This window comes from Tenacibaculum aestuarii (assembly GCF_964510395.1).
GTDB lineage: Bacteria > Bacteroidota > Bacteroidia > Flavobacteriales > Flavobacteriaceae > Polaribacter > Polaribacter aestuarii.
Genome location: NZ_CAZEFY010000003.1, coordinates 1097810 through 1117139, shown reverse-complemented (window position 1 = coordinate 1117139; position 19330 = coordinate 1097810). Strand labels below are relative to the sequence as shown.

Annotated in this window: 16 protein-coding genes and 2 tRNA genes; 11 read left to right on the top strand and 7 right to left on the bottom strand. The window is 31.3% G+C overall.

Annotated features, from left to right (window positions below; genetic code table 11):
* Positions 1–17: 17 nt before the first annotated feature.
* Together ACKTSU_RS11385 and ACKTSU_RS11380 are read left to right on the top strand one after the other, a co-directional pair.
* Complete coding sequence (locus ACKTSU_RS11385; protein ID WP_408036506.1) at positions 18–959, top strand: 1-aminocyclopropane-1-carboxylate deaminase/D-cysteine desulfhydrase; 942 nt, start codon at positions 18–20, stop codon at positions 957–959.
* The gene (locus ACKTSU_RS11380) at positions 959–1753 is read left to right on the top strand and encodes a glucosaminidase domain-containing protein (RefSeq protein WP_408036505.1); all 795 of its coding nucleotides are present in this window, start codon (positions 959–961) and stop codon (positions 1751–1753) included. The genes ACKTSU_RS11385 and ACKTSU_RS11380 overlap by 1 nt, the downstream gene beginning before the upstream one ends.
* A 50-nt stretch (positions 1754–1803) precedes the next feature.
* Here ACKTSU_RS11380 and ACKTSU_RS11375 read toward each other — a convergent pair whose 3' ends face one another.
* A complete protein-coding gene (locus tag ACKTSU_RS11375; RefSeq protein WP_408036504.1) occupies positions 1804–2934 on the bottom strand; it encodes a vWA domain-containing protein in 1131 nt (376 codons plus the stop codon).
* A gap of 239 nt (positions 2935–3173) precedes the next feature.
* Between ACKTSU_RS11375 and ACKTSU_RS11370 the strand changes: the two genes are divergently transcribed.
* The 3 genes from ACKTSU_RS11370 to ACKTSU_RS11360 are packed head-to-tail and all read left to right on the top strand — an operon-like array spanning position 3174 to position 6627.
* The gene (locus ACKTSU_RS11370; protein WP_408036503.1) at positions 3174–5363 is read left to right on the top strand and encodes a tetratricopeptide repeat-containing sensor histidine kinase; all 2190 of its coding nucleotides are present in this window, start codon (positions 3174–3176) and stop codon (positions 5361–5363) included.
* A gap of 7 nt (positions 5364–5370) precedes the next feature.
* Positions 5371–6102 (top strand): LytR/AlgR family response regulator transcription factor, encoded by a 732-nt coding sequence (locus tag ACKTSU_RS11365; RefSeq protein ID WP_408036502.1) that lies wholly within the window; start codon positions 5371–5373, stop codon positions 6100–6102.
* Between the two features lie 6 nt (positions 6103–6108).
* A complete protein-coding gene (locus ACKTSU_RS11360; RefSeq protein WP_408036500.1) occupies positions 6109–6627 on the top strand; it encodes a gamma carbonic anhydrase family protein in 519 nt (172 codons plus the stop codon).
* 74 nt (positions 6628–6701) lie between these two features.
* Here the strand turns inward: ACKTSU_RS11360 and ACKTSU_RS11355 are convergent, their stop codons facing one another.
* Positions 6702–7166 carry a Spy/CpxP family protein refolding chaperone gene (locus ACKTSU_RS11355; protein WP_408036499.1) on the bottom strand — a complete coding sequence of 155 codons (465 nt, stop codon included), beginning with the start codon at positions 7164–7166 and terminating at the stop codon, positions 6702–6704.
* A 103-nt stretch (positions 7167–7269) separates the two neighbouring features.
* On the opposite strand from ACKTSU_RS11355, the gene ACKTSU_RS11350 reads away from it, so the two are divergent.
* Entirely contained in the window at positions 7270–8247 is a 978-nt protein-coding gene (locus ACKTSU_RS11350; RefSeq protein ID WP_408036497.1) for an endonuclease/exonuclease/phosphatase family protein, read from the top strand.
* A 52-nt stretch (positions 8248–8299) separates the two neighbouring features.
* Here the strand turns inward: ACKTSU_RS11350 and ACKTSU_RS11345 are convergent, their stop codons facing one another.
* The 3 genes from ACKTSU_RS11345 to ACKTSU_RS11335 form a co-directional block, all read right to left on the bottom strand.
* Complete coding sequence (locus ACKTSU_RS11345) at positions 8300–9322, bottom strand: hypothetical protein (protein WP_408036495.1); 1023 nt, start codon at positions 9320–9322, stop codon at positions 8300–8302.
* Between the two features lie 197 nt (positions 9323–9519).
* Positions 9520–10731, bottom strand: a complete 1212-nt coding sequence (locus ACKTSU_RS11340; protein ID WP_408036494.1) for a hypothetical protein — start codon at positions 10729–10731, stop codon at positions 9520–9522.
* 217 nt (positions 10732–10948) lie between these two features.
* Complete coding sequence (locus ACKTSU_RS11335) at positions 10949–12034, bottom strand: hypothetical protein (protein WP_408036493.1); 1086 nt, start codon at positions 12032–12034, stop codon at positions 10949–10951.
* Positions 12035–12220: 186 nt separating this feature from the next.
* On the opposite strand from ACKTSU_RS11335, the gene ACKTSU_RS11330 reads away from it, so the two are divergent.
* Positions 12221–15034 carry a sensor histidine kinase gene (locus ACKTSU_RS11330; RefSeq protein ID WP_408036492.1) on the top strand — a complete coding sequence of 938 codons (2814 nt, stop codon included), beginning with the start codon at positions 12221–12223 and terminating at the stop codon, positions 15032–15034.
* A 1-nt stretch (position 15035) separates the two neighbouring features.
* On the top strand, positions 15036–15644 hold the full coding sequence (locus ACKTSU_RS11325; protein WP_408036491.1) for a response regulator: 609 nt from the start codon (positions 15036–15038) through the stop codon (positions 15642–15644).
* Positions 15645–15700: 56 nt separating this feature from the next.
* On the opposite strand, the gene ACKTSU_RS11320 is transcribed toward ACKTSU_RS11325, so the two are convergent.
* Positions 15701–15776, bottom strand: a tRNA-Phe gene (locus ACKTSU_RS11320).
* A 63-nt stretch (positions 15777–15839) separates the two neighbouring features.
* Positions 15840–15912: transfer RNA gene (locus ACKTSU_RS11315), tRNA-Phe, on the bottom strand.
* A 109-nt stretch (positions 15913–16021) separates the two neighbouring features.
* Here ACKTSU_RS11315 and ACKTSU_RS11310 point away from each other — a divergent pair.
* Genes ACKTSU_RS11310 through ACKTSU_RS11300 form a run of 3 tightly spaced genes read left to right on the top strand, consistent with a single transcriptional unit; the run spans position 16022 to position 19328 of the window.
* On the top strand, positions 16022–16753 hold the full coding sequence (locus ACKTSU_RS11310; RefSeq protein ID WP_408036490.1) for a type III pantothenate kinase: 732 nt from the start codon (positions 16022–16024) through the stop codon (positions 16751–16753).
* Positions 16746–18002 carry a hypothetical protein gene (locus tag ACKTSU_RS11305; RefSeq protein ID WP_408036489.1) on the top strand — a complete coding sequence of 419 codons (1257 nt, stop codon included), beginning with the start codon at positions 16746–16748 and terminating at the stop codon, positions 18000–18002. Before ACKTSU_RS11310 ends, ACKTSU_RS11305 begins: the two co-directional genes overlap by 8 nt.
* Before the next feature lie 15 nt (positions 18003–18017).
* On the top strand, positions 18018–19328 hold the full coding sequence (locus ACKTSU_RS11300) for a tetratricopeptide repeat protein (protein WP_408036488.1): 1311 nt from the start codon (positions 18018–18020) through the stop codon (positions 19326–19328).
* Positions 19329–19330: the final 2 nt, after the last annotated feature.

Genomic DNA, 19330 nt, shown 5'->3' with positions numbered 1-19330 from the left:
GGTGTTAATTTTTCTGAATGCTTTTTCAACTCAACATACCTACTCCTATAAATCAGCAAATTCAACTTCCAATTCTATCAAGAAAAGGAATTGAACTTTTTGTAAAGAGAGAAGATACCATTCATCCATTTGTTTCAGGGAACAAATTCAGAAAACTGAAGTACAATATTGAAGAAGTAAAACGACAAGGAAAAGAAACCTTGTTGACTTTTGGAGGTGCTTTTTCAAATCATATTGCAGCTACTGCAGCAGCAGGTAAGATTTCGGGATTCAAAACTATAGGAGTCATTCGAGGTGATGAATTAGGAAAGGATTTGATGAAGACACTTTCTCAAAACAAAACTTTAAAAAATGCGTTCGATAATGGTATGCAGTTCCAATTTGTTTCTAGAGAAGCCTACCGAAATAAAACTTCCGAAGAATTTATCAATCAATTAAAAAAGGAATTTGGTGATTTTTATTTAGTTCCAGAAGGAGGAACCAATGAATTAGCGGTACAAGGTTGCGAGGAGATTTTAACAAATGAAGATGAAAAATTCGATTATATTTGTTGTGCAGTTGGTACTGGAGGAACCATTTCTGGATTGATAAATTCAGCTAAAGAACACCAAAAAGTAATTGGTTTTCCTGCGTTGAAAGGTGATTTTTTAGTAGATGAAATACAACCTTATGTACAAGGAAATACAAATTGGAGTTTGCAAGTCGATTATCATTTTGGAGGGTACGGAAAATATACTCCGGAATTGATTCGTTTTATAAATGAGTTTAAAGAGCAAACCAATATTCCGTTAGATCCAATTTATACAGGAAAGTTGTTGTATGGAATTATCGATATGGTTTCGAAAGATAAATTTCCTGTAAACAGCAAAATTTTAGCAATTCATACAGGAGGTTTGCAAGGAATTGACGGAGCAAATCAAAAATTAAAGAATAAAAATCAAGAGTTAATCAAGGTTTAATGAAGGTAAAAGTAGTTTTATTAGCAGCATGTGCTGTGATATTGGCAAGTTGTGGTTCAGGTAAAAATGTGGTAAGATCTACACCTAATGAGGTTGTGTTGGACACTAAAGAAGAAAAAGCTCCAGAGTTACCACAATTAGAGCAAGTGAAGCGTCCAGCAACAACAACTGTAAATCATACTGAAACCTATATTCAAAAGTTTGCTCCGATTGCGGTAAAGAAAATGCATGAACACGGAATACCTGCAAGTATTACTTTGGCACAAGGAGTATTAGAGTCAGGAAGTGGTAGAAGTGCATTAGCGCTTCGATCTAACAATCATTTCGGAATTAAGTGTCATAAAGGTTGGCAAGGACATAGTGTAACTCACGATGATGACGAAAAAGGAGAGTGTTTTAGAAAATATAAATATCCAGAAACATCGTACGAAGATCATTCACAGTTTTTGTTAACGCGTAGTCGTTATGCAAGTTTATTTAAACTAAGGCATACAGATTACAAAGGTTGGGCATATGGTTTGAAAAAAGCTGGGTATGCAACAGATAAAAGATACCCACAAAAGTTAATATCTATCATTAATAAATACAATTTATCTCAATATGATAGAGTTAAACCTGACGGATCATTAGCTTCTAAAACTTCAAGCTATAAGGCGGAATCTCATAAAGTACAAAAAGGAGATACTTTGTATTCTATATCGAGAAGGTATAACATTTCGGTACAACGATTAAAAGAAGTAAACGGATTGACGGATAACAACATTAGTATTGGTCAAGACTTACTTGTAAAATAAAAAAAAGCGGAGTTTTGCTCCGCTTTAATCAAACTAAATCCCCAATCAAATTACCAAGAGTAATTTTTCTTTTTCGCTTGTTTTTTAATAGCTTTTATCATTACGCTTTCTAATTCGTTTTTCTTAGTGTTTTCTTGTTGTTTTTTGGCAACATAAGCTTTTCTCTTTTTATTTAATTCCTGAATTTTCTGTTGTATTTCAGTACGTTCTTTGCGTTTCTCATCTACATAAGTTTTAATCTCTTTAGCCAATTTATGTTGTAATTGTTTAGGAAGTTGCTCTTTTTTAATTTTAGTAAAATCGATTTCTTTTTCTTCCGAAGCATCTACCAAATCCCATTCAGCATTATTATACAATTTAGAACTTTTGGTAACAGCACGTTTTACTGCTACAGCTTCATCTAAGCTTTCAGCATTCATATCTTGCTTTGCTTGATTACTGTATTTTGAAGAACCAAAAGTTCCGTAGTGAATATAGGTGTTGTTTAATCGCTTGTTTAAGATGATAATATCGTTGTCGTATGGTGTTACAATATGTACAATATGTTTATTTTGATTGATAGTCATATAATCACCACCTCCATAAATAGCTCCATCTTGCCACCTTCCAGTAATTCCCTGGTTATAATCACCGCAAAAAATAGTATTTATGGTAATATCTTTTTCTTTGGCATTGGTAATAGCATCTCTGTAATTAATTTTTCCTTGAGTAAAAGGTTCATTTCCTGCAATAAAAATCATTTTTAAATCACGGTTGTTTGATCCCCAATCCAATTCCTCTAAAGATGTTTGAATTACTTGTCCGCAGTATTCACTACCTCCGTTGGTATTTAAAGAAAATAAGTTTTCAGAAATTTCATCCAAGTCGCTTGTAAATTGTAAAACTTGTCGAATGTAGCCTTCTCTTGATGATAAATTAGAATTTCCATATTCGTAGAGTGCTATTTCTAAATTAGGAGTAATACCGTTGCATTTAGCATAAGATAGTTCATTTACAATTTCCCATAGTTGAGCTTTTGCTTGGTTAATGAGTCCGTCCATACTATTACTAGTGTCTAGTAGTAAAGCAACTTTTACAGTTTGCTTTTTAGTTGGTTTTTTAGGTTGGAATACATTTGCGTAAGTGCTTGATGCTATTAATAGTACACAAATAAAAAATGCTTTTAATGCCTGCGTTTTCATAATTTTTTGTTTTTAGTTATTCGTTGGATTAAAAGTTTGATAGTGGTCAATTTCTACTCAAAACTACTTCCAACTTTTTTCTTAAAAAATCAAGAATGAGTCAACTGCCTATTTAGTTTAGTAAAGTGGTTTACTAAATGAGTAAACTGTGTTTTTTGCTTGTCTTTTATAGTGTTTAGAAAGGAAACACGTTTTTCTGTGTGGCTTTTTGTGAGTATGTTTACAGTAAGAAATAAAGTATGAATAAAGTATATTACATAATATGTGTACTCTTTTTATTGAGTTTTTCTACTGCTTTTTCTCAGGTAAAGAGTGAAGCAGCTAAAGAATTCTCAGTAAAAGTTCAAGTGATTGATGGAAGTACACGTGATCCTATAAAAGACGCAAGAGTTGAAGTTAATGGACGCGTATTTTATTATTCAAATATCAAAGAAAACTATACTGTAAAAGCAAAAGCAGGAGATCAGTTGAGGGTGTCACATTCTGGTTTTGAGACGATATTGTATACAATTAAAGATGATGAAGATATTAAGGTACAGGTGGAAGGTTTTGTGCAAAAAAGAAAATCGAAACTTAGTTCTTATAGTCAAAAAGAACGAGTTAGTATGTATCCACAATACTTAGATTCCGTTGAGTTTTATAAAAAGAAAGATATTGATAAAAGTTTGTCTTTTATTGAGAAAATGTTGCTAGACGATTTGTCTAAGAATAGGTTAGCAACTACTTATAAGGAATTAGCAGATGTATATTTTTATTGGAATCAGTACGATTTGGCTATAGAGAATTATCAAACATCTTTACGTCAAGTTGATAACCCAGTTGTTCGATTACAACTCGCCAAAACAGCTTATTTGGCTAAAAACTATAAGGATAGTGAAGAAAATTATAAAACTACCTTAAAAGGAAAGCTAAATAATTATCAGCAATTATCTGCATATCAAGGTTTGGGAGATGTGTATTTAACAAAAAAGAACTATAATCAGGCAAAGATTAATTATGAAAAAGCCTTAGAAATAGCTAAAGCAAATTTAATAACCCCAAAAATTACCGACTTAAATTCGAAGTTAGCCGAAGTATATGCTGGGCAAGGAAATACTCAAAAAGCAGATGGTTATTATCAAAACTCATTAAGGTTAGCATCCGAAGAAAATAAAAAACGCTCGTTAAAGGAACAGCAAAAAGTAGCCGATTTTTACAATCAATCTCAGCGATATGATGAAGAAATTCAACTTCGAAAAGAGAGTCTGAAAGAAGCAGAAGATATGTCTGTTGAAGCTGAAAATAATGAATCTTTGGTCGATTCGATTACTTCGCAAAAAATCAATTATAAAATTGGAAATGCGTACATGCAAAAAGCGGAGTATAAAGAAGCAATTCCGTATTTAAAAAAGAGTATTGAAGACGCTGATAAAAATGAGGATTTAATTATTCAAAAAGATGCCACAAAACGATTATCTGAAGTATATGAAAATGTTGGAGACTATACAAAAGCCTTTGAAACTTATCAAGATTACGTAACGTTGGTGGACACATTATACTCGCGAAAAGAACAGGAAATTCAACAGGTAAAGCGTTTTAGTAAGCGGATTTTGGATAACCAGAATAGAATAGCAAGCTTAGAAAAAGATAAGGAGTTAAGTGAAAGTAAAATTAGTTTAGCTTATAAGAATCAGCAGTTGGTTCAGGAAAGTAACAAGCGTCAACAATGGGTTATTTATTCATTAGTAGCTGGTTTTTTATTGATGATTTTGTTGGTGTACTTTATGTTCAGAACGAACAAACAACAAAAACTAGCCAATAACTTACTAGCATTAAAGTCGATGCGTTCACAAATGAATCCGCATTTTATTTTTAATGCATTGAATTCAGTCAACAGTTTTATTGCAGTGAGTGACGAGCGAAGTGCTAACCGATATCTGTCAGAATTTTCGGTGTTGATGCGTGCAGTTTTAGAAAATTCAGATGAAGATTTTATTCCGCTTACCAAAGAAATAGAATTGTTAGAGTTGTATGTAAAGTTGGAGCACAATCGATTTAAGGATAAGTTCGATTATAGTATCGATATAGATAAAAGCATATCACTAGACGAATATTCAATTCCGCCTATGTTGTTGCAACCGTATATAGAAAATGCGATTTGGCACGGACTTCGATATAAAAAAGAAAAAGGAAGTTTGAATATTTCTATGACCTATAAAGATTCAGATTCAATTCAAATTTTAATTGAAGATGATGGTGTAGGAAGACAACAATCGATGGAAATGAAAACTAAGAATCAGTTGAAACAAAAATCGAAAGGAATGAGCACTATCAAAAAAAGAATAGCCATTCTCAATGATATGTATCAAGATAAAATCATGGTTGCTGTTTCAGATGCTTTTGAAGATGGAAGCGGAACCAAAGTTGAGTTGACCTTAAAAAAAGATTAAAGGGATTATGAAAATAAGAGCAATTATTGTTGAAGATGAGCAAATCAGTAGAGACATTCTACGAAATTATATTGCCAAATATTGCCCTAATGTAGAATTGTTAGGAGAAGCAAGTAATATTGAGGATGCACAAAAGTTAATAGAAAAACATGAATTAGATTTGGTGTTTTTAGATGTAGAAATGCCTTTTGGAAATGCGTTTGATTTATTAGAAAAAGTAGAGAATAGAACTTTTGAAGTGGTATTTGTTACAGCTTATGATCATTATGCTATTGAAGCGTTAAATAATCAAGCAACCTATTATTTACTAAAACCTATTTCTATAGATGAACTGATAAAAGCGGTAGGACTAGTTACAGAAATTAAAGAAAAAGAAAATGAGTTAGAGAATGCTATTTTAACACCCAAAGCAACAGCAATCAATGGAAAAATAACCATTCCACAACAAGATGGTTTTGAGGTGGTAAATATCCATGATATTGTGTTTTGCAAAGCAGATGATAACTATACCGAAGTGTATTTTAAAGATTCTAAAAAACTAGTAAGTAAAACACTAAAATATTTTGAAGATATCCTAAAAGATAATTCTTTTGCACGTATTCATAAATCGTTTTTAGTAAACGTTAATGAGATAACAAAATACAAAAAAGGAAAGGGAGGAAGCGTGATACTATCAAATGGAAAAGAGATTATGGTTTCATCCTCTAAAAAAGCAAATCTATTATCATTTTTTAAATAAAAATATATGCCAATTATAAAATCTGTAAACGGAAAACACCCACAAATACCAGAAGATTGTTATGTAGCAGAAAATGCTACTATTGTGGGAGATGTACAAATGGGAAAAGAATGTAGTGTATGGTTTAATGCTGTAATTCGAGGAGATGTACATTATATAAAAATGGGAGACAAGGTGAATGTACAGGATGGGGCGGTTATACATGCTACGTATCAAAAATCACCAACAACGATCGGGAATAATGTGTCTATTGGTCATAATGCTTTGGTGCATGGATGCACGATACATGATAATGTGTTAGTAGGTATGGGGAGTATTATTATGGATGATTGCGTGGTGGAATCAAATTCTATCATTGCTGCAGGTGCTGTAGTTACTAAAAATATGCATATTGAAAGTGGAAGTGTGTATGCAGGAGTTCCAGCTAAAAAAGTAAAAGATATTTCTCAAGAACTCATTTCCGGAGAGATTGATAGAATAGCCAACAATTATGTGAAATATTCAAGTTGGTTTAAAGAAGAGTAAATAAAAAATAAAAGCCCTGTTTTAAAACTAAAACAGGGCTTTTTCAATCAAAACTAATCTACTATAAATCGATATTACTTATCGCTTTTGTTTTCTTTTTGATGCTTTCTTTTTTCATGCATTTTGCGGTCACCTTTCTTTTTGTGTCTGTTCATTTTTCTTGCAGCCATTTTTTCAAAGCGTTCGTATTGTTGCTCGTTTAAAATGCGTTTCATTTCAGTTTTGTATGCAATTTGCTTGTCTAGCATTTTGGTTTTCATTGCGTAACGCTCTTCCGAAGTAGGCTTACTGTCGCTCTCTTTCATTGCTTTTCTCTTAGCCCACATTTCTTTTCTTTCAGCTACTTTTTTAGCTATTAAAGGTTTAATCTGGTTTTGTTGAGCTTCAGTTAAATCCAACTTCAACGTCATTTTTTTAACTTCTAACTCTGTTTGTTGTTCTACCGTTAATTGCTCACGTTTACCTTTATCTCCTTTTTGTGCTTGAGTAGTAACGGTAAATCCAACCGCTAAAACCAATACTGTTAATAATTTTTTCATGTTTATAAAAATTTAAGGTTTTGTAATTATTTACGATTCTAAGACCAAGCGAGATTAAAAAAGTTTAAATTTGAAAGCATTTTTAACATTTTTTTAGTTTTTTATGAAGTCTATTTTCAGAATTGCTGTAAGATTTTTATTGGTAGTTATAGGAGTGTTTGCAACCTTCTTTTTTTGGGCATCTTCACCAACAATGGATGAAGCTGAGTACGCAAAAATAATTACACATGAGTATGATACCACTTTGGATACTGATTCTGTTTACAGTATTGTAACTTATAATATTGGATATTTAAGCGGAATGACAAATAACCGAGCTATAGCAAAACCTAAAGAATTGTTTGAAGGAAATTTAAAAAAGGTAGTTGCTGAGGTAAAAAAGGTAAATCCAGATATATTGGCTTTTCAAGAAATTGATTACAACGCAGCAAGGTCGTATGAAGTGAATCAAGAAGAAGAAATAGCGAAATTAGGATATAACTATGTGGCAAGAGGGGTAAATTGGGATGAACACTATGTGCCTTATCCGTATTGGCCACCAAGCATGCATTTTGGTAAAATAGTTTCAGGGCAATCAATTTTAAGTAAATATGAATTGAAAGATTACCAGCGAATAGTATTGGAGCGTGTTGCTGATAGCCCTTTTTATAGAGATGCGTTGTATTTAGATAGATTGGTACAGGTGGTTAAAGTGGTTGTTGAAGGGAAAGAAGTAGTGGTGATAAACTTACATTTAGAAGCATTTGACAAAGCAACACGAGTACGTCAGTTTGAATATGTGTTGAATCTTTTCAATAGTTATAAAACAGCGTATCCAACTATTTTATTGGGTGATTTTAACTCAAAAGCAAGAGACAACGAAGCTATAATTAAAAAAATATTTTCGATGGAAGATGTAGGGAATGCTGCTTTTTCTTCTGAAAACCCTGAAAATACATTTGATACTAAAGATCCTGTAGAGCGTATTGATTATATTTTTTATACAGAAAATTCGATAGAATATATTGATGGAAAAGTATTAAATGAATTTGGTGAAGCTTCAGACCATTATCCAATAGAAATGAAATTTAAACTAAAATAAAAAAGCTCGGTTTTAAACCGAGCTTTTTTATTTTAGTTTAAATTTAAAATATTTACTTAACTACAACAGCAGAAGGAGAAGCATCTTTATCACCTGTTGTAATATTGGTTATTGTACCATTTTTCCATAGTTTTATTACACTTACACCATCTATGTATTCATAGTATGTTACATAGGTATCTGACCCAGAAACATACATAGAGGCAGGGTAAGCGTTTCGTTCGCCATTTGTAAGATTTTGAACGCTACCATTTTTCCATAATTTAACAATATTTATATTGTTTTCATTGCGTTCTCTTCCAAGTACATAAACATTAGAACCAGATACATAAACAGAATTTGCATATGCGTCTTTAGTACCATTTGAAAGATCTTGTGCTACCCCGTTTTTCCATAGTTTGGCAACAGAAAAGCCATTTTCATTACCTTCATGACCAACAGCATATACATCTGTACCTACTATGTAAACATCCCTAGCTCTAGCGTTTTTTGTGCCATCAGTAAGGTTTTGAGCGGTGCCGTTTTTCCATATTTTAGCAACAGATCCAATACTTGTATTACTTGAATTCTCACTTCCAGCTACATAAACATCAGATCCATTTACAAAAACAGCATAAGCATATGAATGTTTTGAGCTATCATGTTGTAACCTTTGTGATACTCCATTTTTCCATAATTTGGCATTATATGTGGTTCCGAGTTCGTAACCAGTAGTGTATACGTCAGATCCTGATACGTAAATGGAATTAGCTCTAGCATCTTTTGTGCCATCAGTAAGGTTTTGAGCGGTGCCGTTTTTCCATACTTTGGCAACTGTTATGTCATTTACATTATGCTCAAAACCAGTTGTATAGGTGTCTTTTTCAGTTATGTGTATAGAGCTAGCCCAAGCATCGTTCGTACCGTCAGTAATGTTTTGAGCTATGCCATCTTTCCATATTTTGGCAATAAAATGTCCGTTACTATTGCTTTCAGCTCCTGCAATGTATACGCTTTTTGGTTTTGTTGTAATATCATCATTACTACAAGAAAATAGTCCAAAGGCTATTAAAGATGTTAAAATTAATTTTCTCATTTTATAAGTTTATATTTTTTGCAAAGATTATATTTTAAAAAACTCAGGAGTTCACCCAAAAAGGGTGATTTTTAAAATAATAACGATTAACAATTGTTATATGTAGAATATGGTTAATGAAAAGACCAAACAATTATTGTTTGGTCTTTTGTAGATTCTCAAAGAATCTAAGGTTTGGGGAGTATGGGAGAGACTTGTTACTTTACTTCTTTATGTAGTAAAAAACTGTCTTTAATATTAGTAATTACAATGTTGTATTCTCCTTTTTTTAAGTTTAAAAAACAAGCGGAGTTTTTATCTTTTAACTCAACTATATCAACAGGAATTGCAGTAGAAATATCTTCGTTTTTAAGGTAAGCAAGAACCATTACTGGATAAGTTAATTGATAATTATTTAGGTTTATAGGTATTTGATTGTTTAACCAATTAGCTTTGTCATTTACAAAATTTGTATTAGGATGTAACACAGCAATATCGCTCCAAGAATCCTTTTTTATATAAGGCATAGGTTTTCCATCTTTTTTATTAATAAGAATCGTTGGTTCATTAATATTAAATACTTTTAGCAAAGGATGATTGAATTTTGGGTTGCTTTTCTCGCTATACAAAACTTGATTTATAGTAAGTGGATCAATGTTGGTGTATTCTTTTAATCTTTCAGCAAGTGCTTTTTCCCAAGATGAATGTATTCCTTCTAAAGCATGATCAAAACCACAATGAATTAATATTTTTTCATTAGGAAACTTGTTAATTACTTGTTGTATGTTCTTTGCTTGAGCTATTTCTCTTTCCTTACCATTTTTATCAGTGGATTGTTCGTATGGAAAAATGTGAAACCCTATAGCCAAGGCTTCTCTTATTAAATCTCCAAATTGGGGATCTTTAGTGTAATAGCCCGTTGTTTGAATAGGATATTTTCTAGTGTTAAGCTCAGTGTCTTTTTCATTACCATTGCTTAAAGCCTCTAGACCTAAATGTTTGTATCCGTTGTTATATAATTTTTGAAGTAGTTGTTTGGTGAAGTTTCTATGTAAAGAACTGTGATGTGCTTCGTTAATAATAGTAATTTGAGTTTTTGTTGCTTCCGAAGTTATAAAATCTATAGCATTGACAGGGGTAAAAGAGGTTTTTATAGAATCTATTTCTGTTGAGGTATAGATTCTTTCTCTCATAGGAAAAACAGAATCCCATGTTCTTAAAGCGTCTTTATAATTTCCTTTAGAAGCATAATCAGAAGCTGCTATTTGGAATTTCCATGGTAAAGAATCTTTGGCTAGTTTGTCTTCTATCTCATAATTAAATTTATAAGGTAGTGTGTAATTAATTTTTTGAATTTTCTCCTGCTTTATACAACTTGATGAAATTAAAACTGAAGAGAAAAAAAATAAGGTGTTTTTTATAGAAATCATTTTTTGTTAGATAATATTTTGTAGTAAAAATATTATATTTATAGATATATATATTCACCTAAAAAGGGTGATTTTAAAAGAAATAAAGCCCGTTTTACAAAGAAAACGAGCTTTAAAAACTGTAATACTTTTACCCTTATAAAGTATTACGACTAATTAATCACAATTCAATAAAAAAACAACTGAGATAATTTGTGAAATAGTTAAATGAAATAGATTATTTTACTACAACTTTCTGTATAAAAGAATTTGTTTTTCCATCAGATAAATCGGTTATTTCACCATCTATCCAAAGTTTTGATACAAATATATCATCTTGATTTTGCTCAAAAAAACTTACATATACTTTTGAGTCATTTACATATACGTTACTTGAGTATGAATATTTAAGATTGCTGCCCAGGTTAATTGTCTCACCATTTTTCCAAAGTTGAGCTAAACGAACATTTTTTATAGTTGTTCCTGCTACATATATATTGTCATTTTCTACAAACAAACTAGTAGGGGAAAAATACTGATCGCTTATGAAATTAGGTGTTTCTACTCCATTTTTCCATAGTTTAGGTTTCAGGTAGCTTCCATTATACTCACGACCTAAAACATATACATCGTTGTTGGTGATAAAAATATCATTGGCACGAGCAACATTAGTGCCATCAGTTAAATTGGTAGGTTGTCCATTTTTCCATACTTTTAATACAGAAGTACTGCTTTCATTTTCTTCAAGCCCTAAAATATAAACATCAGATCCAATTACTTTTATTTTTACAGCTGTGGTACGGTGAGAACCATTAGTAATATTTGTAGGTTGCCCATTTTTGTACATCACAATTTTAGAAATTCCATCTACAAATTCATCTTTTAAAAGGTATATGTTATTTCCTGATACAGTAAAGTCTGCTAGGTTAGCATTTGTTGGAACAGCTAACTTTTCTTCATTTTTTTGATTTGCACCAAAGTTAGTTAGATTGGTTTTTGCTGAAGTAGTTGAGTTTAATTTTACTCCATTTTTCCAAATTACCGTTTGTACACTACCGCCAACTTCTTTTTCTGATCCTGATATGTAAACATCGCCATTTTCAATAACCATATTATCCCCCCAAGAATAAGAATCCTTATTTGTAATATCAGTAATGTTACCATTTTTCCATAACTGAATAACTCCGTTATCGTTGGTTCCTATTTCACTGCTAAGTAATGCATATGTGTTTGTGTTTGAGGTTACATCGTCAGCAGAATCTTTACTGCATGAGCTTATCAATAGTAGTATGAGTAAACTGGTTAGTTTTAAAATATTTTTCATAATTAATTGAACTGAATAGTTTTTTAGCAAAATTATTTCGGTTATAAGGATTAGAGTTCACCCAAAAAGGGTGATTTTTAAGTTTTATTTTTACAGATATTTGTAATCTTATTTTTTGATTACGTGAAAGTTGTAAAGAGTTTTATTTTTTTAAGTTTTCTATTGTGTCTTATAATGACATTAAACTTGAGTGCACAAAACAAGGTGTATAAACATTATACTACTGAGCAAGGTTTACCGCATGATATAACCTATCAAATTATTCAAGATTCTCAAGGATATATTTGGATTGGTACTGATGATGGTTTGGTGAAGTTTAACGGTGATACATTTACAACTTTTGGCAGTGAAAAAGGATTAACCTCAAATTTTGTTATTGATGTTCTAGAAGATGCAAAAAACAAACAGTTTTTGATAGCTACTTGGGGAAGAGGAATGCACGTATTAAAAAACGATAGTATTTTTAAAAACGAACCTTTAGCAAAAGATTATTCAAAAATAAATAAACTCTATAAATTGAATGATACATTGGTGTATTCAGCTAGTGTATCTAATAGGCAGGTTTTATATAATTTATATACCCATAGAGCTTTTCCTCGTTTTTTTGGTTATGAAAACGAACAGCTAGTTTTAAAAGAAACCAACAACTTTAAAAAGCAAATTCGCGATATTAATTGTGAATTTATCAAAGACAAATTATATGTGTTCGATTCTGAGTTAAACATTGCTACGGAAAATCAAATAAAAGGATTGTATACTTTTGATGTTAAGAATTACAAAAAAGTAAGTTTTAAAGGGACAGATAACCTTTGTGTACATTCCATTACTGAGCAGAACGATTATTTTGTACTAGCCTCATATACCACTCTATTTTTTTATGACGGAACTAAGTTTCTCGAAAAAAGAAAACTAAAAATGCCAAAAGGTAAGATAATACAAATGCAATTGCATCAAGGCAAATTGTATTTTGTTTTCATAAATAAAGCTAATGGTTTAAGAGAATTGTATACGTACGATGTTCGAAATAATTTTATAACAAATGTTTCAGATAAGTTAATAATAAAAAGCTCAATATCAGATTTTTTGTTTGATGAAAAAGGAAATTTATGGATTACCACTTATGGAAATGGGGTGTATCAAATATTGAATACGAATAACAGTTTTTATGATGCTAGTTATTTCTTAAATCCAAATTTAAGAGATATAGCATCATTAGATGATAATATAATAACGATAGCGCCTAACATTATATATGCTATTAAAAATGATACTGTTGTTACTTCAAAAAGAATTCCTTTTCATACAGAAACTTTCCAGATTCAAAACAGTAAAGAAATAGACGTAATTGTTCCTAACAAACTAGATGAAAGTTACAAGGACAAATTAATGGAGTACCATGTGGTTAATAAAAGTCACAATCAGTATTATTTTAAGTTTTCAGAAAAAACAGTTGTAATAACTGGTTTTTCGTTTGTTATAAAAGAAAACGACAAAGTAGTTAGTAAAGGAGAGTTTCATGCATTAAAAGAATCATTTATACATAATGCAGTTCAACATGAAAATTACATTTATGCAGTATTTGGTCGATTAGGAATTTTTAGACTCAATGTAATTACAGGTGAATTAATAAACTGGACTAAAAGCTTAGGAATTGATGCGAATATGTTTATTGATATAGAAAAAAAAGGCAATACCCTTTGGATTGCAGCTAATAATGGAGTGTATAAAGTATTTAATGATGAGGTTGTTCAATACACTACAAAAAATGGACTGTTAAGTAATCATGTAAATGATCTTTTTGTGGATGCACATAATATTCTTTGGGTAGCAACTCAAAAAGGGTTAAATGTTTTAAAAGATGGTAATTTTTATAGTATTGATAAAAACTTAGGGCAAAAATCGCTTTCGGTAGAAAAAATAACAGAGTATAATAATTATTTATACGTAGCTGGTAATAGAGGACTTTTTAAAATGGATAACTTATATCCGTTTCAAAAAAAATTAAATACACATATAAAAATAACGCAACAGAACACAAACTTTAGAATTGCTGTTATTAATTTTATAAACCCAAACACTATTAAAATTCAATATCAATTAAATGATGACTTATGGATTGAAACTTCAAATGAAAAATTAGAGTTTAAAAACTTAACAGAAGATAACTATAAGCTTGTTTTTAGATATAAAGATGGATTGAGCGATTGGAGTTATACAGAACCTTATAGGTTTGAAATAACTAAACCTTGGTATCAACAATTATGGTTTTATATCTTGTTTATTCTCAGTATCTCAGGTGTTTTAGTGTTGTTAGTTTATCATCAACTTGTAAAAGCGCGCAAAAAGAATAAAATTTTTCAAAAAACACTTCTAGAAAGAGAAAAACTGCAAGAAGATTTAAAGAATGTGCGCCACCAAATAGCACAAGATTTTCACGATGATTTAGGAAATAAACTGGCGAGTATTTCTATGTTGTCTAACTTGTCATTAAAAAAGACTGAAAAACAAAGTGATTTATACCCCAGTTTACATCAAATTAATAAGGACGCTAATTTCTTATATACAGGAATGCGAGATTTTGTATGGTCGTTAGATTATAAAAACAATAAACTAAGAGAGGTTCAAATTTATTTAAATGATTTTGGAGAAAAATTATTTGAATATTCTAATATCAACTTTAAAAGTGTTAATAATGTAGCTAAATCAAATGCAATTTTGCCTCATTACTGGAACAAACAATTGGTATTGGTGTTTAAAGAAGCGATGACCAATACGCTAAAGCACAGTAATGCAACCGAAGTATTGTTTTCAGTATACTTAATTGATAATACTTTAGAAATAAAATTAGAAGACAACGGAGTTGGGTTTGATCTAAATTTCTCTGGAAGAAAAAATGGTTTGCGAAATATGGAAGAAAGGATAGCATCAATTAAAGGAACAATAACCTTACAAACGACTAAAGGATTTAGTGTTTGTTTTAAGGGAAAAATAAGAGAGTAAGATGAAAAGTGTAATAATTATAGAAGATAATGAGAGCCTTTTAATTTCGTTTAAAGAAATTGTCAATTCTTCAGAAGAGTTTCATGTAATTGGAGCTTTTTCAAATTGTGAAGATGCTCTCTCGTATTGTAAAAATGAAGATCCAGATATTATTTTGATAGATATAAAGCTGCCTGGAATTAATGGAATTGAAGGAGTGAAAAGATTTCATTATCAAAACCCAAAAGCGAAGAGCATAGTAATTTCTGTATATGAAAATTCTGATTATATTTTTGATGCTTTATCGGCAGGAGCAATAGGGTATTTAACAAAGAATACGAGTCCAGAAGAGTTGATAGCTGCTCTAAAGCAGATTAAAAGAGGTGGCTCTCCTATGAGTGGAAGTATAGCACGCAAAGTGATAGCTTATTTTCAAGTGCCAAAGCATGAAGGGCTAACCGTAAGAGAAAATGAAGTGGTGAAATTACTAGCGAAAGGAAAAAGTTATGCAACTATAGCAGAAGAGCTAAGTTTATCGGTAAATACAATTAAAACCCATACGCGTAACATCTATGAGAAATTACATATAAGCAAAAGGGAAGAATTAATTAATAAATTAGGGGCTTTATAAGTTTAATGTAGTTTTAGCAAAACTAAAAAACCCAAACAAATTTGTTCGGGTTTTTGTGGTGGTGCCTCCAGGAATCGAACCAGGGACACAAGGATTTTCAGTCCTTTGCTCTACCAACTGAGCTAAGGCACCAGTCTGCTTTTAAAAGTAACATCTTTAAAATAAAACTCGTAACCTGTGCTACGAGTTTTATTGTGGTGCCTCCAGGAATCGAACCAGGGACACAAGGATTTTCAGTCCTTTGCTCTACCAACTGAGCTAAGGCACCAGTTGCTACTTTCGTTAAGCGGATGCAAATATACAATCGTTTTTTAATTATACAAAGTAAAAACTTTAAAAAAATGTACCGTAAATTTACAAGCTCTAAGAAATGAAATATGAACCTAATTATTGATGTAGGCAATACAAGAGTTAAAGTAGCTGTTTTTGAATTAGATACTATTAAAGAAGTTTTTGTTTTTGATAAAGCAGAAATACTTTCAGAAGTAAAAAAAATAATTTCAAATTTTTCAATTACTAGTAGTATTGTATCATCCGTAGCCCATTTTACAGAAGAAGAAAGGCAAGAAATAGCAGAACTTTTAAATCCGATTTTTTTAGATTCCACTACAAACGTTCCGTTTAAAAACAATTATAAAACTCCTAAAACATTAGGAGTAGATAGAATTGCATTAGCTTCTGCAGCGGTTAACAAGTATCCCAACAAAAACGTATTGGTGATCGATGCAGGAACTTGTATTACATATGACTTTATCACAAAACAAGGTGAGTATTTAGGAGGAGCGATCTCTCCAGGTATTCAAATGAGGTATAAAGCGTTACACGAATTTACGGCTAAATTACCTTTGTTAGAACAAAGTAAACTTGAAAGTTTTATTGGAGTTGATACAAATACTTCAATACATTCGGGTGTTATTAATGGAGTTTCTAATGAAATAGATGGAATAATTAAACAATATCAAAAAAAGTATAGAGATTTAACAGTAGTTTTAACAGGAGGGGATACATATTTTTTGTCAAAACAATTAAAAAGTGTCATATTTGCCCATCCAAATTTTGTTTTGGAAGGATTACATACTATTTTGATACACAACTTAGCGAATGATTAAGAGATTTATATTAGGAGTTTTTGTATTTACTACATCAGCAATATTAGCGCAAAGAAACAGTGCTTCACCATACTCTTACTTTGGTATAGGAGAAAACTTTGAAGCAGTAACAGTAGAGCAAGCTTCTATGGGAGGAATTGGTGTAGCTATGAAAAACACCCATCATTTAAATTTTATAAACCCAGCTACGAATGCAGATTTGAGATGGGCTACTTACGCAATTGGAGGTAGTTTAACGTTTTTAACTATAAAAGAAGGAAACGAATCTCAAACAGGTAACTCAACAAGTTTAAGGTATATCTCACTTGGTTTTCCTATTGGAAAAAAAGCAGGTTTTTCGGTTGGTTTACAACCTTTTTCTTCTGTAGGATATTCTCTGTTAGATGATGAAATCGAGGAGAATTTGACTTTATTTAGAGGGGAAGGAGGCGCTAATAAAATTTATGCAAGTTATGGAATGTATGCTTACAAAGGATTGTCCGTTGGAGTTGAAGCAGCTTTTGTTTTTGGTAATGTGCAGAACAGTATTTTAAATCAAAGATTAGATAACTCTAGATATACTAGTTATGAAGAATCTTTTAATGTAAGAGGAGGACAATATAAGTTAGGAGTACAGTATAAAAGAGAGTTAAAAAATAAACTACAGTTGTCTACTGGAGCATCTTTTACACTAACAACAGATTTATCCGCTAAAGGTAATGAGAGAATGTATTCTTTATCTCCTGTAAATGGAGAAGTAAAGGATTTGTTGTATAATAAATCATTAGAAGGAACTATAAATATGCCTCTAAAAAGTATATATGGCTTTGGTCTGGGGAAAGATAATAAATGGTACATAGGGGCCAATTACCAATTTCAAGATGCTTTAGGTAGTAATAGCGTTTTTATAACAGATGGTCAGTCTCATAAATATGGTAATTCTAGTAAAATTTCCGTAGGGGGGTATTATATTCCAAAAATAAATTCTATTTCTAGTTATTGGAATAGAGTGACTTATAGAGCAGGGGTGCGTTTTGAAAATACAGGACTATTGGTTAAAACCACAGAAAATTTTACAGAGGTAAAAGACTTTGGCATAAATGTTGGTTTAGGGTTACCAATGCCAAGAGAAATATCAAATCTTAATTTAGGATTTGAGTATGGACAGAGAGGAACAACTAATAATAATTTAATAAAGGAGAACTATTTTAATGTAAGATTAAGTTTATCTTTAAATAATAGGTGGTTCGAAAAAAGACGTATTGATTAACAAAAAACAAGAACGATGAAAAAAATTACGTATTTACTAACAGGATTATTTTTGTTTGTAGCCGTAAATGGAGCTAAAGCGCAAGCAAGTCAAGAGTGCCATATTAAGTACAACCTTTTTAAAGGTGATGCTACGACTAAAAAATATGCGCAAGCTAAGCCTAATTTAGAATATTTGTTAGATAACTGTGCGGGTTTATCTATTAACATATATAAGTATGGAGCTAAAGTTGCAGAAAACTTGAAAGATCCAGTTTTAGCCAAAAAGGTATATGAAACAAGGTTGGCTAACTTTCCTGATAAAGATCCTGCAAAAGCACATAGTGATTATGCAGAATATTTAATAGAAAACAAATTAGCTTCAGACGAAGAGGTTTTTGAAATCTTAAAGAAGGCTTATGATATTTCTCCAAAAGATATGGGAGTAAAAAACATCTTTAGATATTTTGAAGCCATTGCAGAAAAGTACCAAGATACAGATCCTCAAAAGGTATTTGATACGTATGATGATGTAATGGAGTCTGTAGACGAGAAATTAGAAGACTACAGTAAGAAGATTGCAAAGTTACAAGAGAAAGATTCTGTTGGAACTATTACATCTAGAGAAAAGAAAAATTTAAGAGCTTACACAATTAATTCTTCTTCTTTAGGTCAAGTAGAAGGTGGCTTAGATGCTAAGATTTCTAAAATAGCTACTTGTGAGAGATTAATTCCAATTTATTCTAGAGATTTTGAGTCTAAGAAAACTGATGGGGTTTGGTTAAAAAGAGCAGTGTCAAGAATGTATAACAAAGAGTGTACAGCTGACCCATTATTTGAAAAGTTAGCTAACGAATATGCTAAAGTAACTCAATCTGCAGATGCTTATAACTTCTTAGCAGGAGTTTTAGCTAAACATGGAGATAAGAGTGGAGCTGCTGAAATGAGAAAGAAAGCTTTCGATTTAGAAACAGATCCGTTTAAAAAGGCTAAGTACAAATTAAGAGAAGCTCAAAGTGCTAGCGGAAGTAGAGCAAGAGCTTTAGCTTACGAAGCTTTAAAGTACAACCCAAACATGGGTAAAGCATATTTATTCATTGCAAGTTTATATCAAAGAAGTGCTAACTCTTGCGGTAGCGACGAATTTGAAAAGAGAATGGTATATGTAGCTGCTTTAAATAAAGCAATTAAAGCAAATCAAGTAGATCCAGGGTGTGGTGCAGGAAGATATATTTCTAGTTATAAAAAGAATGTACCATCTAAAAAATTAGTTTTCCAAAAAGGTATGGCTTCTGGGGCAAGCTATAGAGTAGGATGCTGGATTGGAGAAACTGTTCGTGTACCTTAATA

Bases quoted from the DNA above. Each gene is read 5' to 3' on its own strand.
- ACKTSU_RS11350 (WP_408036497.1), top strand. From the start codon at position 7,270: ATGAAGTCTATTTTCAGAATTGCTGTAAGATTTTTATTGGTAGTTATA.
- ACKTSU_RS11335 (WP_408036493.1), bottom strand. From the start codon at position 12,034: ATGAAAAATATTTTAAAACTAACCAGTTTACTCATACTACTATTGATA.
- ACKTSU_RS11360 (WP_408036500.1), top strand. From the start codon at position 6,109: ATGCCAATTATAAAATCTGTAAACGGAAAACACCCACAAATACCAGAA.
- ACKTSU_RS11355 (WP_408036499.1), bottom strand. From the start codon at position 7,166: ATGAAAAAATTATTAACAGTATTGGTTTTAGCGGTTGGATTTACCGTT.
- ACKTSU_RS11380 (WP_408036505.1), top strand. From the start codon at position 959: ATGAAGGTAAAAGTAGTTTTATTAGCAGCATGTGCTGTGATATTGGCA.
- ACKTSU_RS11365 (WP_408036502.1), top strand. From the start codon at position 5,371: ATGAAAATAAGAGCAATTATTGTTGAAGATGAGCAAATCAGTAGAGAC.
- ACKTSU_RS11340 (WP_408036494.1), bottom strand. From the start codon at position 10,731: ATGATTTCTATAAAAAACACCTTATTTTTTTTCTCTTCAGTTTTAATT.
- ACKTSU_RS11305 (WP_408036489.1), top strand. From the start codon at position 16,746: ATGATTAAGAGATTTATATTAGGAGTTTTTGTATTTACTACATCAGCA.
- ACKTSU_RS11375 (WP_408036504.1), bottom strand. From the start codon at position 2,934: ATGAAAACGCAGGCATTAAAAGCATTTTTTATTTGTGTACTATTAATA.
- ACKTSU_RS11325 (WP_408036491.1), top strand. From the start codon at position 15,036: ATGAAAAGTGTAATAATTATAGAAGATAATGAGAGCCTTTTAATTTCG.
- ACKTSU_RS11345 (WP_408036495.1), bottom strand. From the start codon at position 9,322: ATGAGAAAATTAATTTTAACATCTTTAATAGCCTTTGGACTATTTTCT.
- ACKTSU_RS11310 (WP_408036490.1), top strand. From the start codon at position 16,022: ATGAACCTAATTATTGATGTAGGCAATACAAGAGTTAAAGTAGCTGTT.
- ACKTSU_RS11300 (WP_408036488.1), top strand. From the start codon at position 18,018: ATGAAAAAAATTACGTATTTACTAACAGGATTATTTTTGTTTGTAGCC.
- ACKTSU_RS11370 (WP_408036503.1), top strand. From the start codon at position 3,174: ATGAATAAAGTATATTACATAATATGTGTACTCTTTTTATTGAGTTTT.
- ACKTSU_RS11385 (WP_408036506.1), top strand. From the start codon at position 18: ATGCTTTTTCAACTCAACATACCTACTCCTATAAATCAGCAAATTCAA.